Raw genomic sequence first — 14,578 nt, forward strand, 5'->3', positions numbered from 1 at the left:
GAACGCCCCACCCACCGCGCAACCTGAGGAGAGCCGTCATGCCCACCTTCACCACCCCAGGACCCATCGCCGCCACCGTCGTCGTCGCCGGCGCCCTGGTGCGGGTCACCGCGAGCGACCGGACCGAGACCGCGGTGCTGGTCGCACCCGTCGACTCGGCGAGCAGAGCGGACGTCGAGGTGGCGGACAAGACCAAGGTCGACTTCGCCCGCGGCCGGCTGTCGGTCAAGACGACCGCCTCCGGGCGCGCGAGCGGCTCGGTCGCCATCACGATCGACCTGCCCGCGGGCTCCAGCCTGGTCACGTACCTGGCGCACTCGACCGTCCACGCCGACGGCCCGCTCGGCGAGTGCGAGCTGCACGCGGCGTCGAGCCGGGTCGAACTGGACCGCGTCGAGGCGCTGCGGGCGAACATCTCGGCGGGCGAGGTGGCGGTCGGCCACGTCGCCGGTCGCGTCGACGTCGACGGGAGCGTGGTCGCGGCGCGGATCGACGCGGTCGGGGGCGCGGTCAGGGTGTCGAGCTCGGGCGGCCGGACCTGGATCGGCCACGCCGCGTCCGACCTGGACCTGAGCAGCGGCAGCGGCGGGTTCGACGTCGACCGCGCCGACGGCGGCGTCACCGCGAGGACCGGCGGCGTCATCCGGATCGGCCGGCTGACCCGCGGTCAGGCGGAGCTGTCGAACCGCTCGGGCGACATCGAGGTCGGCATCGGCGAGGGCGCCGCGGCCCGGGTGGACGCCGGGAGCAAGCGCGGGTCGGTGCGCAACTCCCTTGCGCGGCAAGAAGACCCGGCCGCGTTCGACGACAAGGTCACGGTCCGCGCCCGCACGCGGCACGGCGACATCATCGTCCGGCGTGCGGCGGGCTGACCCCGACGCGATCGCCGCCCGGTGCGCCGGCATCGCGTTCGTCGGACAGCCGCGGTCAGACGGCCACGCTCACGAGTCGAGCGTGGCCGTCACCAGTTCCGACCAGCTCGTCCCCGCGCCCTCCCGAGCCGCCTCGGCCAACCTCGCGTCGCCCAGGTGGCTGCGCGCGCTCTGCTCGATCCGGTCCACGTCCGGGTGGGAGCGGTCCGGGAGCCCTCGAACGGCGGCGCTCGCCGCGAGCAGCCGGGCGGCCTGCTCGTGCCGTCCCTGGCGCAGGGCCAGGTCCGCGACACCGACGAGGACCTGCGCGACCATGGTCGGGTGCCCTGCCTCGGACACCGCCTGGCAGGCCGCCGCGCGGTGGGCGCGGGACTCGTCCAGGTCGTCGGCGAGGTAGCCGAGCAGGTCCTCGGTGATCGCGCGGATGTACGGTCGTTCCGCGTTGTCGCCCAACGCGGTCGTCGCGATGTCGAGCTGCCGCCGTGCTTCCCCGGCGTCGCCGGTGCACCGCGCGAGCTCCGCCTTCGCGAGCGCCAGCTCGGCCAGCGCGTCCGGCCAGGTGACCCGTGCCGCGGACCGCGCCGCCTCGGCGATGGCGGCCCCGCTGGAGTCCTTGTCCCCCATCAGCCAGTACAGCTGGGCCTGTCGCGACCGCATCCGGATGACGTCCTCGGTCGCGCCGATCTCGGTGACGACGGCCGCGGCCTGTTCGTAGTACTCGCACGCGGCGGCGAACTCGCCGCGCGTGGCGATGCGGTCCGCCAACGAGGTCAGGGCGAACGAGATCCCGAACCGCTCGCCGAGGGCCCGGAACTCGGCGAGCGCCGTCTCGAGGTACGCGTCCGCCTCGTGCCCGCCGTGGCCGAGGATGACCCGCATCTTGCCCAGGTGCAGCCGGGCCAGCGCGCGCACCCACGGGTCCTCGTTGTCCAGCAACGGTTCCCACGCGGGCAGGAACGAGCCCGGCTCCCGCACCATGCGTTCCAGCGGGACGACCAGGGCCAGGATCGGGTTGCCCCGCTCCAGCCGCCGGCTGACCTCGTACGCCTTGTGGATCCACTCGGCGGCCTGGTGCTCGTCGCCGAGGCCGGAGTTCAGGAACATCGTCATGAGGCTGTACACCATGGCCCGGACGTCGTCGGGCACCTCTCCGGGTGTGCCGGTGGCCGCGAGGATCAGCTCCATGCCCTCGGACTTGTGCCCGGCGAGCCACCAGTACCAGCCGGCGCCCGCCGCGAGCCGCATCGCACCGCGCGCGTCGCCGGCCGCGAGCGCGCCACGCATCGCGGCGCCGATGTTGTCGTGCTCGACCTTGAGCACGGCGAGCCACGTCAACTGCTCGGCGCGGCGGAGCTGCGGTTCCGCGGTCTCGGCGAGCTCGGTGAAGTAGGCGAGGTGCGCGCCGCGCGCCAGGTCCGCTTCCCCCGCCTCCGCGAGGCGTTGGGCGGCGTACTCCTTGATCGTGCCGAGCATCCGGTAGCGCGGCGTGCCGTCGCCCGCGGCGACCAGCAGCGACTTCTCGGCCAGCGTGGTGAGCAGTTCGAGCACCTCGTCCGGCTCGACCGCCTCGTCCACGCAGACGCGCTCGGCCGCCTCCAGGCTCGCGCCGCCCGAGAACACCGAGAGCCGGCGCAGCACGATCCGCTCCGCGTCGGTGAGCAGCTCCCAGCTCCAGTCGACCATCGCGCGCAACGTCCGGTGCCGCGGCAACGCGGTGCGGCTGCCGCCGGTCAGCAGGCGGAACCGGTCGTCGAGCCGGTTGGCGAACTGGTCCAGCGACATGGTGCGCAACCTGGCCGCGGCCAGCTCGATCGCCAGCGGCATGCCGTCCAGCGCCCGGCAGACGCGCGCCATCGTCGCCGACGTGTCGGCGTCGACCACGAGGTCCTTGCGCACCGCGCTCGCCCGGTCGCGCAGCAACCGGACGGCCGGTGACGCCTCGACCTCGTCGCCGTCGGCGCCCTCCTCCGGCAAGCCGAGGGGCTCGACCAGCCACAACGCCTCACCGGTGATGCCGAGCGGTTCCCGGCTCGTGGCCAGGATCCGCAGCCGTCGGCACTCGCCGAGCAGCCGGTGGGCGAACGCCGCCGCCGACTCGATCACGTGCTCGCAGTTGTCCAGGACCAGCAGCGCCTCGCGGTCGCGGAGCGCGGCGACGAGCCGCTCCGTCGGCTCCGCGTTCGAGGTGTCGCCGAGCAGGGCGTCCCGGAGGCCGAGCCCGGCCAGCGCCGCCTGCGCCACGTCGCCGTCGGCGCCGATCGCCGCGAGCTCCACCAGCCAGGCGCCGTCCGGCAGGTCGTCGAGCAGCGTGCGCGCGGTCTCCGTGGCCAACCTGGTCTTGCCCGAGCCGCCCGGCCCGATCAGGGTGGTGAGCCGCTGCTCGGCGATGAACCCGCGGACCACGGCGACGTCGGCCTCCTTGCCGACGAAGCTCGTCAGCTCGGCGCGCAGGTTGGTCTTCCGGTTCTCCTCCTCACGGCGGCCCACCTCGCCGCGCAGCAGCGCGACGTGCAGGGCGGACAGCTCCGGTGAGGGGTCGACGCCGAGCGCGTCGGCCAGGGCCTCCCGCGTGCGCTCGTAGACGAGCAGCGCCTCGGTGTCGCGGCCGGCCGCGACGAGGGCGCGCATCAGCGCGACGGCGAACCGCTCCCGCATCGGGTGCGCGGCGGCCACGTCGGTCAGCTCCGGGACCAGGTCCGCGCCGTGGCCGAGGTCGACGTCGGCGGTGAACCGGTCCTCCATGGCCGTCAGGCGCAGCCCTTCGAGCCGGGTGACGGCCGCGTCGAACGCCTCGCTGTCCGGCAGGCCGACGTCCTGCATGGCCGCGCCGCGCCACAGCGAGAGGGCCTCGCGCAGCAGCCGCACGCGCTGGGCGCCCTCCTCGTCGCGGGCCCGCGTGACGAGGCGTTCGAACCGGACGGCGTCGACGGCGTCGGGCGCCACGACCAACCGGTAGCCGTTCGGCTGCCCCTCCACCGACCCCTCCGGCAACACCTTCCGCAGCCGGGAAACCAGGCGCTGCAAGGCGTTCGCCGCGTCGGCAGGCGGGTTCTCGCCCCAGATCCAGTCGACGAGCGAGGACTTCGGGACCACGTGACCCGGTTCGAGCGCGAGGGCGATCAACAACCCGCGCAACCGCGCGCCCGGCACGTCGGCCAAGACGCCGTCGTCCGTGCGAACCTCGAATGGCCCCAGCGTCCCGATCTGCACGCGGCCGATTGTGTCACGGAGCGCCGGCAGGGCTCTGACGAGCACGAACCCGCCCGACCCGGAGTGCCGTGTCGGTGCGCGCCCGGTTCCGGCGGGGTTGGGTGAGCGGCTCGCCGACGTGGGTCGAGGACGAGCTGGGCCGCGCGGTACTCCGACGGCCGGCGTCCCGAAGCGTCCCTGCTGCGGGTCGGGGACCACCTCGCCCAACTCGCCGTGCACTGCGGCGACTCGTTCGGGTACCAGCAGTGGTACCTGTTCGACACCGCCTGGGCGGCGACCCATCCCGACCTGGCCCGATCCCTGCTGCGCCACGTCGAGCACTGGGACCCGCTCGGCGACTGGGCGTCGGCCGGACGGGGCGCGTCACCGCTCGTGACGCGCCCCGGTCCCGCGCTACTTCAGCCGCACGGGCAGGGAGCGGTGGCCGTTGGAGATGAAGGACTGGCCCGGCTCCAGCTCGTGCGGCGCCACCGCCAGTTCGATCCCCGGGAACCGGGCGAACAGGGCCGGCAGCGCGATCTCCGCCTCCATCCGCGCCAGGGGTGAGCCCAGGCAGTAGTGGACGCCGTGGCCGAACGCCAGGTGGGTCTTGTCGGCCCTGGTGATGTCGAACTGGTCGGCCGTCTCGCCGTGCACCGACCTGTCCCGACCCGCCGCCGCGTAGGCCGCCAGGATCGCCTCGCCCTTGCGGATCACGACACCGCCGCCGACCTCGACGTCCTCCACGGCGTACCGCAGGGGCAGGTTCGCGATCGGGGCCTGCCAGCGCAGGGTCTCCTCGATCACGTCCATCCAGCCGCTCGTGCCCGCGCGGACCGCGGCCAGCTGCTCCGGGTGGGTCAGCAGGGCGGTGATCGCCTGGTCGAGCAGGTTCACGGTGGTCTCGTAGCCCGCCGAGATCACCAGGATCAGGGTGTCGACGAGTTCGGCTTCCTCCAGCTTCGAGCCGTCGTCCTCGCGCACCGCGATCAGGCCGCTGGTCAGGTCGTCGCCGGGGTTCTCCCGCTTCGCCGCGACCAGCTCGTGCATGATCCCGTACAGCTGCACGGCGTTCGCCTGCGCCGCCTCGGCGGTGATCGTGGTGTCGAAGACGCCGTCGACCACCGTCCGCAGCTCCGACCGCGCCTCGGCGGGCACGCCGAACAGCTGGCAGATCACCTCGATCGGGATCGGGTAGGCGTACCGCTCCCGCAGGTCGACCGGCTGCTCCGCCGCGTCGAGCTCGTCCAGCAGCCGGTCGGTGATCTGCTCGATCCACGGCCGCATCGCCGCGACCCGCCGCGCCGTGAACGCCTTGGACACCAGCGAGCGGAGGCGGCGGTGGTCGCCCCCGTACGCGGTGAACATGTTCTGCACCGAGACCCACAGGTGCAGCGGCCAGTCCTCGGAGATCTCACCGGTCCCGAACGCGGGCCAGTGCTGTCGGGCGTCCTTCGACACGCGGGGGTCGCCGAGCAGGTCGCGTAAGGCCTGCTGGCTGGTCACCGACCACGCGCGAACCTGACCAGGGAGCTCCACCAGGGTCGCCGGCCCTCGCGCGGCGATGGCGGCGGACTCGGCGTGGACGTCACGGCCGGTGGGGTCGAGGACGATGGGGTCGGCTGCACGTTCCAACGGGTTTCTCCAGGTGACTCGTCGGGCCGGACGGGCACGGCTACCGGGGTGAAACGCACGGGGAGCGCGCTGAGCGCGCGGTGGAACGGACCCGGCCGCCAGACCAGTTCGTCGACGGGCACGGCCAGGCGCATGTCGGGCAGGGCGTCGAGGATCTTCTCCATCGCCACCGACGCGATCAGGCGGGCCGGCTGCTGCGCCGGGCAGGCGTGCACGCCCGCGCTCCAGGCGAGGTGCGCCCGGTTGCCGGAGCGCTGCTGGCCGGCCAGCGCGGGGTCGTTGTTGGCCGCCGCGAAGCTGATCACCACCGGCTCGGCGGCGGGCAGCCGGACACCCGCGAAGTCGGTGTCCTCGAGCGGGTAGCTCGCCGAGTAGTTCGCCATCGGCGGGTCGGTCCACAGCACCTCGTCGAGCGCCTCCTCGACCGGCAGGCTGCCGCCGGAGAGGTCGCCCGCGAACCGGTCGTCGGTCAGCAGCAGCCGGATGCCGTTGGAGATCAGGTTCTGCTCGGGCTCGGTGCCCGCACCCATGAGCAGCGCGAGCTGGTGGATCAGCTCCTCGTCGGTCAGCCGGGCCGGGTGGGCCATCATCCACGAGGGCATGTCGTGGTCGGGCCGCTGCCGCTTGAGCGCGACCAGTTCCACCAGGCACCGCGTCAGGTCGGCGTTGGCCTGCTCCGGGTCGACCATGTCGAAGATGGAGCTCATGGCGGCGACCAGCCGGTCACCCAGCTCCGGCGGGCAGCCGTAGAGGTGGTTGAACATCATCAGCGGCAGCAGCTTCGCGTACTCGCCGCGCAGGTCGGCCTCGCCCCTGCCGGCGAACCGCGCGATCAGCAGGTCCGCGGTCCGCTCGACCTGGCCGCGCAGCGCGTTCGGGTCGACCCGGCTCAGGCTGTCGGTGACCACGGCGCGCAGCCGCGCGTGCTGGGCGCCGTCGGTGAACAGGGCGTTCGGCCGGTACATCATCATCGGCAGCACGGGGGAGTCCGGCGGCATCTTCGCCTGCCAGCGGCGCGGGTCGCGCGGGAACGCGCTGGGGTTGCGCAGGACGTCCAGGGCCGCGGCGTAGCCGACGACGAGGTTGGCGGGCACACCGGGCGCCAGCTCGACCGGCGCGACGGGCCCGTGCTCGCGCAGGGCGCGGTAGGTGGCGGCCGGGTCGGCGGCGAATTCGGGGCCGTGCAGGGGCATCCGGCCGTGGTGTGCGGGACATGCCTGCCCGGGGGCGGCTTGCGAGGTCACGCGTTCTCCTGGTTGCGGGTTAACAGGTACTCGACGAGGGCGACGAGCGCCTGCGTGGACGAGGTCGCGTCGCGGGCGTCGCAGAACATCAGCGGTGTCCCGGGCAGCAGGTCCAAGGCGTCCCGGAGCTCCTCACCGGGGAACGCGGGCGCGCCGTCGAAGGCGTTGACGGCCACCGCGTACGGGATGCCCAGCTCCTCCAGCAGGCTCATGACCTCGAACGACTGCTCCAGCCGGCGGGTGTCGGTGAGCACGAGCGCACCGAGCGCGCCGTGGGCGATGTCCTTCCAGATCCGGGTGAACCGCTGCTGGCCCGGCGCGCCGAACAGGTAGAGCACCAACTCGTCGGTGAGCGTGAGCCGGCCGAAGTCCAGCGCGACCGTGGTGGTGCCCTTGCCGTCCACCCCGGCGAGGTCGTCGACGAGGGCGCCTGCCTGCGTCATCGTCTCCTCGGTGCGCAGCGGGCGGATCTCCGAGAGGGTGCCCACGAAGGTGGTCTTGCCGACCGCGAACGGGCCGACGACCAGCAGTTTCACCGCCGTGCGCACGGTGTCGCGCAGGTAGACGCCGTCAGCGGCCGGTCCGTCAGAGGCGAGCGCGGAGGCCATCGAGCACCTCCTTCAGCAGCTCCATGTCCGGTCGGGCGGCGTGCGAGACCGCGGCGTGCGTCGCGATGTGACCGCTGTCGACCAGGTCGGACAGCAGCACCTTGGTCACGCTCATCGGCAGCGAGAGGTGCGCGGCGATCTCGGCGACCGACAGCGCGCCGCCGCGGCAGAGCTCCATCAGCCGCTTCTTCTCCGGCGACAGCCCGGAGACCTGCTCGCGGGTGGCGATCACGACCGTGACCGCGTCGAGGGTGTTGCGGCTGGCGTGCGCCCGGCCGCCGGTCACGACGTACGGTCGCACCAGCCCCCGCAGGCGCTTTCCGCCGCTCTCGCCGCTCACGCCGGGCTGCCCTGCCGCGGCGGGCTCGTGGGTTCGGCCTGCCGCGGCGGGCTGGTGAGCTCCTTGCCCAGCCGTTGGACCAGCTCCTGGATCCGGAACGAGACCGCCTCCATGTCCACCCGCTCGCTCGCCGACACGGCCAGGTACGCGCCCGGACCGGCGGCGGCCAGGAACACGTAACCGCCGACGAACTCGCTGACCGTCTGCTGCCACTGCTCGCCGGTCTGGCCGCAGAACTCGGCGGTGGCGCGGGCCAGCGCCTGCAACGCGGACATCGCGGCGGCGTGCCGTTCCGCGTCGTCCCGGTCGATGCCGGCGGAGTGCGCCATCAGCAGCCCGTCGGCCGAGAGCAGGACGGCGTGCCGCGTCTCCGGCATCTTCAGGGCGTCGTCGAGCATCCAACCCAATGCGTTGTTCATGACTGGGTGTTCCCTTCAGCGACAGGCGGCGTGGTGGCCCGGCCGGAGTCGGTACCGCGCTTCCAGGCGGCCAGCCCGGTCGCGATCCGCTGCTCGGCCGGCGTCGTGACGGCGGGCGCCGACGGCGGCGCGGCCTGGTCGGCGGTCTGCGTCCGCCGCCGTCTGGGCAGGCCACCGGGGGTGCGTTCCGGCTCGGCGCGGTCGACGGTCGCGACCGGTTGCCGCTCGGGCGGCAGCGCGACGGCGTTGTCGGGCATGGCCGGCTTGCTGACCCGGGTGAGCAGCTCGGTCGGCAGGAACACGACCGCGCGGACACCGCCGTACGGCGAGCGCGTGTCCACCGAGACGCGGAAGCCGTAGCGCTTGGCCAGCACGCCGACGACCGCGAAGCCGACCTGCGGCGGGTCGCCGAGCCGGTTGATGTCGTTGCCGCCGTCGCCGGCCAGCAGCCGAGCCGCGCGCTGCAACTCCTCGACGGTCATGCCGACGCCGCCGTCGTCGATCATCACGGCCATGCCGTTGTGCGCCTGCTGGAAGTTGACCTCGACGCTGGTGTTGGGCGGCGAGTGCCGGGCGGCGTTGTCGAGCAGCTCGGCGACGGCCAGCACGACCGGCTCGACCGCGCGGCTGACCACCGCGACGTCGGACTCGGCCGGCACGTTGACCCGGAGGTAGTCGCGGATCCGCGAGGTGGCGCCGCGCGTCACGTCGGTCAGCGACGACGCCGACCGCTGCTGACCGGGCCACGAGCCGCAGAGCACCGCGGTGGCCTGCGCCCGGCGGTTCAGCTGGGAGTTCATGTGGTCGATCCGCATCAGGCCGGCCAGCACGTCCGGGTCGTCGTGCCGGTCCTGCATCGCGGAGATCGCGACCTGCTGCTCGTTGGACAGGCTCTGCACCGCGCGCATCATGGCCTTGAGCGTGGCGCGGGCCGACTGCTCGCCACGGGCGCTCGCCTGCCGGACCGAGTCCGTGAACAGCGCGAACACCGGCTCGTGCGCCTCGGCCACCCGCGGGTGCCTCGGGGCGGGCACCTCGACGGGCCGGTGGTTCAGCGACTCCGCCAGGGCGGGCAGCCGCGCGTCGACCAGGTGCCGCTCCTCCTCGGCGCGGATCCGCTCCCGGGCCTCGACCTCCTCGGCCCGGAGTCGTAACGCGCGGGTCGTCCGCCGTTGGCGTGCCAGCAGGAACACGACGATCAGCACGATGGCGAGCAGGAACCAGAACGCCACCGCGAGTGTTTGTTGGTCCATCAATTCCTCTGGTGCGGGCGAGCTGCCGGATACCAGTGCGTCAGCAGGGCCTGGAATCTTTATCACGGGACTTCATCGGACGCCAAGTGGTAGCCGCACTATCCCTCCGATGGGAGCAACTCGCGCGGAATACCGATAGCATATGTCCACTGTGGACGGTGAATGAGGTGGGCCGTCGAGTGCGGCGGGCGAGCCGCATAGTATTGCCCGGTGACCGAGGTCGCGATCTTGATCGGACTTCAGGCGTCGGGGAAGACGACCTTCTACCGCACCGTGCTCGCGAGCACGCACGTGCACGTCAGCAAGGACGCATTCCCGAATGCGCGGCGACGGCAGGCGCGGCAGTTGCGGCTGATCGGCGAGGCGCTCGACGCCGGGCTCGACGTCGCGGTCGACAACACCAATCCGTCGGCCGAGGAATGGGCGCCGCTCATCGCGGCCGGTCGGGCGCGCGGCGCGCGGATCGCCGGATACTGGTTCCCGCCGGACCTCACCGCTTCGACGGTCCGCAACGCCGCGCGTGACGACAAAACCAGGGTGCCCGACGTGGGGCTTTATGCCACGGTTAAGCGACTGCGGCGGCCACGGCCCGCGGACGGGTTCGACGAGTTGTCGATCGTCCGGTTCGACGGCCGCGGCGGGTTCGACGTTCAACCCCTGGAGGACTGACGATGCGGTGGGCCGACCTCGAATCCGGGCAGCGCGCCAGGGAGTGGTTCCACGGGTTGACGGCGCCGGCCGGGATGTGGATGGTCGTGCGGGTGGACGGGCGCGGGTTCTCCCGGTTCACCGAGGAGCGGTTCGACAAGCCGTTCGACGTGCGGTTCTCCCGGCTCATGGTGGAGGCGGCGCAGGCGCTGCTGACCGAGCTCGGCGCGCGCTACGCCTACACCGAGAGCGACGAGATCTCGGTCGTGCTCGACCCGCGCCACGACATGTTCGGGCGCAGCGTGGAGAAGATCGTGTCGATCTCCGCGGGGGTGGCCTCCGCCGCGTTCACGCACGCCGCCGGCGAGCCCGCGCACTTCGACAGCCGCATCTGGATCGGCGCGGGCACGGGTGACGTGGTCGACTACGCGTCCTGGCGGCAGGCCGACGCCACCCGCTGCGCGCTGAACGGCTGGTGCTACTGGACCCTGCGCAAGGCGGGCGCCTCCCGCCGGGAGGCCACCCGGCGCCTGGAGGGGACGAGCACCTCGGGGAAGAACGAGCTGCTGTTCGAGCACGGGATCAACTTCGACGGCCTGCCGGCGTGGCAGCGCCGCGGCATCGGCCTGTGGTGGGAGGACCACACCCGCCTCGGGCGCGACCCGGTGCGCGGGGTCGACGTCACCACCACCCGCCGCCGCGTCCACGTCGAACACGAGCTGCCGATGAAGGACGCCTACCGCGCCCTCGTCACCCGGCTGATCTCGCCCGGGGCCACACCTCAGGACGGCACCCCTCAGGACGGTGCTCCGTAGCGGGTCGCGATCGCGACGGCGCGGTCGCGCAGGGCGGTGCGCAACCACTGCGGCGTCAGGGCTTCCGCGTTCGTGGCGAGCCGCCACAACGCCCACTCGGCGTGCCAGGAGTCCTGGAAGGTCACCTCCATCCGCAGCCGGCCGTCCGCGTCCACGTCCTCGGCGAGGACGGCCAGCGCCGTGCCCACCAGCTCCTCCCGCCGCGCCGGGTTCAGCAGCACCTGCACGGTGACCTGGTCGCCGCCCGCCCGGAACCGCGTGCCGCGCTCCTGCCAGGCCCGGTCGAGGTCGACCCGGTCGGGCCGCTGCGCGGGTTCGGCGAGTTCCTCGGCGGCCTGGATCCGCGACAGCCGGTAGGTGCGGTCCTCGCCGGACCTCGTGGCCAGCAGGTAGCCCTGCTCGCGGACGGTGACCAGGCCGATCGGGTCCACCGTGCGCCACTTCGCGTCCTGGTTCACGGCCGCGTAGCGGATGCGCAGCTTGTGCCCCGCGAACACCGCGCGCCGGACCTCGGCGACCACCGCGTCGGGCACCTCCTCGGCGACCACCCGACGTGACAGCAGGTCGGTACCAGGGTCGATGAGCAACCGCTCGGCCGCCCCGGCCGCGGTGGCCCGGTAGCTCTCGGGCAGCGCGTCGACGACCTTGCGCATGGCCGACGCGAGCGCCGAGCCGAGGCCGAACGCCTGCGCGCCGCGCCGCGACCCGGCGACCAGCAGGGCGAGCGCCTCGTCGTGGTTGAGCCCGGTGAGCTCGGTCTGGAAACCGGGCAGCAGCGTGAAACCGCCGTGCCGGCCGCGTTCGGCGTAGACCGGGACGCCTGCGGCCGACAACGCCTCGACGTCCCGCAGCACGGTGCGGGTGGACACCTCCAGCTCGCGGGCCAGCGCCGTCGCGGACAGCCGACCGTGCCGGCGCAGCAGCAGCACCAGCGAAACCAACCGGTCGGCGCGCACGCGGGAACTTTACCGGAATACATGACACAGGTTGTCGTGTATTGGTTGGAGGCTTATCCCCATGACAAGCAAGAACGCGGCCGCCGAGCCGAACGACCTGGGCAAGCACTTCATCGAGCGGGGCAACGCGGGCGACGTCGACGGACTGGTGGCGCTGTACGAGCCGGACGCCGTGCTGGCGTTCCCGCCGGGCAACCTCGCGACCGGGCACGCGGAGATCCGCAAGGTGTACGAGCAGTTCGTCGCCGCCGCGCCGGTGCTCACGCCGGGGCGGCAGCACCCGGCGCTGGTGAGCGGCGACCTGGCGCTCACGATGTCCACGCTGACCACCGGTGAGATGACCGTCGAGGTCGCCCGTCGCCAGCCGGACGGGTCGTGGCTGTGGGTCCTCGACCAGCCGATGCTGGTGCCGTAGCAGGGGGGCGGCGGTGGGCCGGCGCGGCCGAGCCCACCGCCGTGCGGCGGCGGCCGAACGCGCAACTATGGTGGCCCCATGACGTCGGTCAAGCAGTTCCAGGTCACCTTCGACTGCGCGCGGCCGGAGCGCGTCGCCCGGTTCTGGTGCGAGGTGCTGGGGTACGTGGTGCCGCCGGCGCCGGCGGGTTTCGCCACTTGGGACGACTACGACCGTTCGCTGCCCACCGAGAGCCAGGGCGCCGCGTTCGCCTGCGTCGACCCCACGGGTGTCGGCCCACGACTGTTCTTCCAACGCGTTCCCGAGGGCAAGGTCGTCAAGAACCGGGTGCACCTCTGCGTGCGTGCGGGCACCGGGCTCGTGGGTGCGGAGCGCCTCGCCGCGCTGGAGGCCGAGTGCGCGCGGCTGACCGAGCTGGGCGCGTCACACGTGCGGACGATGCTCGCCGACGGTGTCGAGGAGTCGTGCATCGTGATGCAGGACGTCGAGGGCAACGAGTTCTGCCTCGACTGACGTCGTGCCGGCCTGGTCCCGGGCCACGTCTGACACGCGGGTGGCCGGCCGGCGCTGCGTTCGGGCACGCTGGCGGCATGGGGATCAAGCGTGCAGGGGTCGTGGTCGGGGTGGTGGCGGCGCTCGTCGCCGGGTCGGTGTCCGGCGCCAGGGCGAGCCGGGACTCGCCGGTGGGGGACGCGTTGGCGCAGGTGGTGGCGGCGGGCGTGCCCGGCTCGTACGCGGCCGTCGTGGACGGCGCGGTGGCCTGGCGCGGTTCGGCCGGCGTCGGCGACCTGCGGACGGGCCGGGCGCCCGACCCGCGCGGCCGGTTCCGGGTCGCGAGCGTGACCAAGTCGTTCGTGGCCGCGGTGGTGCTGCAGCTCGTCGGCGAGGGGCGGCTCGGGCTGGACGACCCGATCGCCGACCACCTGCCCGGCCTGCTGCCGTACGCCGAGCCGATCACCGTCCGCCAGCTGCTCGGGCACACCAGCGGCGTGCCGCGCGACATCGTGCACTGGCAGACGGCCGAGGAGATCGACACGAAGCGGTGGGAGAGCTTCGAGCCGAGGGAGCTGGTGCGGCTCGCGACCGACGGCGTGCCGCTGCTGTTCCCGCCCGGCACCGGCTTCTCGTACTCCAACACCGGCTACACGGTGCTCGGCCTGCTCGTCGAGCGGATCACGGGCCGTTCGCTGGCCGGTGAGCTGGAGCGGCGCGTCTTCCGGCCGCTGCACCTGCGGGACACGTCGTTCCCGAGCTACCAGCCGTTCCTGCCCTACCCGGCGGCGCACGGCTACGAGCGGCTCTACGGCGAGCAGGCGCCGCTGACCGACGTGACGACGTACGTGTGGTCGCGGCTGTGGGCGTCCGGGAACCTGGTCAGCTCCGCGGACGACCTGAACCGGTTCTTCGGCGCGCTGCTCGGCGGTCGCCTGCTGCCGGCCGACCTGCTGGCGCAGATGCGGGACGTGCGGCCGGAGGCGCTCGGGCCGTTCGGCTACGGCCTCGGCCTGATGCACCTGTCCAGCCCGTGCGGCGGTGTGGACTGGTGGGGCCACGGCGGTGACGTGCCGGGCTACCACACGTGGAGCCTGCACACCGCCGACCTGGTCGGCCAGGCGTCGGTCGGCATGAACCAGGACCTCAGCGCCCCGGTCGAGGCACGGCAGAACGTGCTGCTCACGGTGGCGACGGCGCTGTGCGACGAGGTGCCGGTGGCGGTGGCGTCCAGCACGGAGATCCCCTACCTGGGACCGACGTTGCCGTAGCGGCGAGCCCGCGGCGTGGGCGGAACGGCACGAACGGTTGAAGGTCGCGGCCGGCGATTGCCGCTCCGGCCGGGCCGGCCGAAGAATGCGGCACGACTCGCGCGCACTCCTGGGTCGCCCGGCTGGAGACGGCCGCCTCGCCGATCACGATCGGGTCGGTGCTGCTCGCGGCGTTCAGCTTGTTCGCCTGGGTCAGGTACGACGCGCACGTGCTGCCCGCGGTGCTCAGGGGCGTGGACTTCGCGGCCGTCGCGTTCAGCGTCCTGGTGGTCGTCGTCATCGCCCTCCCGCTCTACGTCGGCGTCGGCGTGGTCGTCCTGTGGACCGTCTACGTCGTGGGCCGGGTGGCCGGGGCCGTGCTGTGACGCGTTGTCCCTCCACGGTTGAAAACTGGTCGACGACGTGCCCGACATCCGGCACG

At 73.1% G+C, this 14,578-nt stretch carries 15 protein-coding genes; 7 read left to right on the top strand and 8 right to left on the bottom strand.

The window, feature by feature from the left end; translation table 11 throughout:
- The first annotated feature begins 38 nt into the window (after positions 1-38).
- On the top strand, positions 39-872 hold the full coding sequence (locus LNK82_RS37810) for a DUF4097 family beta strand repeat-containing protein (RefSeq protein WP_230571656.1): 834 nt from the start codon (positions 39-41) through the stop codon (positions 870-872).
- A 69-nt stretch (positions 873-941) separates the two neighbouring features.
- Here the strand turns inward: LNK82_RS37810 and LNK82_RS37815 are convergent, their stop codons facing one another.
- From LNK82_RS37815 to LNK82_RS37845, 7 genes are all read right to left on the bottom strand, one after another.
- Complete coding sequence (locus tag LNK82_RS37815; RefSeq protein WP_230571657.1) at positions 942-4,082, bottom strand: ATP-binding protein; 3,141 nt, start codon at positions 4,080-4,082, stop codon at positions 942-944.
- Positions 4,083-4,475: 393 nt separating this feature from the next.
- On the bottom strand, positions 4,476-5,627 hold the full coding sequence (locus LNK82_RS37820) for a cytochrome P450 family protein (protein WP_230571726.1): 1,152 nt from the start codon (positions 5,625-5,627) through the stop codon (positions 4,476-4,478).
- Entirely contained in the window at positions 5,564-6,889 is a 1,326-nt protein-coding gene (locus LNK82_RS37825; protein ID WP_230571658.1) for a cytochrome P450, read from the bottom strand. Before LNK82_RS37825 ends, LNK82_RS37820 begins: the two co-directional genes overlap by 64 nt.
- 47 nt (positions 6,890-6,936) lie before the next feature.
- Entirely contained in the window at positions 6,937-7,548 is a 612-nt protein-coding gene (locus tag LNK82_RS37830) for a GTP-binding protein (protein ID WP_230571659.1), read from the bottom strand.
- Positions 7,526-7,888 carry a DUF742 domain-containing protein gene (locus LNK82_RS37835; protein ID WP_230571660.1) on the bottom strand — a complete coding sequence of 121 codons (363 nt, stop codon included), beginning with the start codon at positions 7,886-7,888 and terminating at the stop codon, positions 7,526-7,528. Before LNK82_RS37835 ends, LNK82_RS37830 begins: the two co-directional genes overlap by 23 nt.
- On the bottom strand, positions 7,885-8,307 hold the full coding sequence (locus LNK82_RS37840) for a roadblock/LC7 domain-containing protein (RefSeq protein ID WP_230571661.1): 423 nt from the start codon (positions 8,305-8,307) through the stop codon (positions 7,885-7,887). The genes LNK82_RS37835 and LNK82_RS37840 overlap by 4 nt, the downstream gene beginning before the upstream one ends.
- Positions 8,304-9,560 (bottom strand): ATP-binding protein, encoded by a 1,257-nt coding sequence (locus tag LNK82_RS37845; RefSeq protein WP_230571662.1) that lies wholly within the window; start codon positions 9,558-9,560, stop codon positions 8,304-8,306. Before LNK82_RS37845 ends, LNK82_RS37840 begins: the two co-directional genes overlap by 4 nt.
- A gap of 210 nt (positions 9,561-9,770) precedes the next feature.
- Between LNK82_RS37845 and LNK82_RS37850 the strand changes: the two genes are divergently transcribed.
- Entirely contained in the window at positions 9,771-10,229 is a 459-nt protein-coding gene (locus tag LNK82_RS37850; protein WP_230571663.1) for an AAA family ATPase, read from the top strand.
- A 2-nt stretch (positions 10,230-10,231) separates the two neighbouring features.
- Positions 10,232-11,023 carry a tRNA(His) guanylyltransferase Thg1 family protein gene (locus LNK82_RS37855; protein WP_230571664.1) on the top strand — a complete coding sequence of 264 codons (792 nt, stop codon included), beginning with the start codon at positions 10,232-10,234 and terminating at the stop codon, positions 11,021-11,023.
- Here the strand turns inward: LNK82_RS37855 and LNK82_RS37860 are convergent.
- Positions 11,005-11,979: a helix-turn-helix transcriptional regulator gene (locus LNK82_RS37860; protein WP_230571665.1), complete on the bottom strand. Its 975-nt coding sequence runs from the start codon at positions 11,977-11,979 to the stop codon at positions 11,005-11,007. The genes LNK82_RS37855 and LNK82_RS37860 overlap by 19 nt on opposite strands.
- Before the next feature lie 61 nt (positions 11,980-12,040).
- Here LNK82_RS37860 and LNK82_RS37865 point away from each other — a divergent pair, with 61 nt between their 5' ends.
- From LNK82_RS37865 to LNK82_RS37880, 4 genes are all read left to right on the top strand, one after another.
- Positions 12,041-12,394, top strand: a complete 354-nt coding sequence (locus tag LNK82_RS37865) for a YybH family protein (RefSeq protein WP_230571666.1) — start codon at positions 12,041-12,043, stop codon at positions 12,392-12,394.
- A 78-nt stretch (positions 12,395-12,472) separates the two neighbouring features.
- Entirely contained in the window at positions 12,473-12,907 is a 435-nt protein-coding gene (locus LNK82_RS37870) for a VOC family protein (protein WP_230571667.1), read from the top strand.
- Between the two features lie 77 nt (positions 12,908-12,984).
- Positions 12,985-14,157: a serine hydrolase domain-containing protein gene (locus LNK82_RS37875; protein ID WP_230571668.1), complete on the top strand. Its 1,173-nt coding sequence runs from the start codon at positions 12,985-12,987 to the stop codon at positions 14,155-14,157.
- A gap of 158 nt (positions 14,158-14,315) precedes the next feature.
- Positions 14,316-14,522: a hypothetical protein gene (locus tag LNK82_RS37880; protein ID WP_230571669.1), complete on the top strand. Its 207-nt coding sequence runs from the start codon at positions 14,316-14,318 to the stop codon at positions 14,520-14,522.
- The last annotated feature ends 56 nt before the right edge of the window (positions 14,523-14,578 follow it).

This window comes from Saccharothrix luteola (genome assembly GCF_020859565.1).
Lineage (GTDB): Bacteria > Actinomycetota > Actinomycetes > Mycobacteriales > Pseudonocardiaceae > Actinosynnema > Actinosynnema luteola.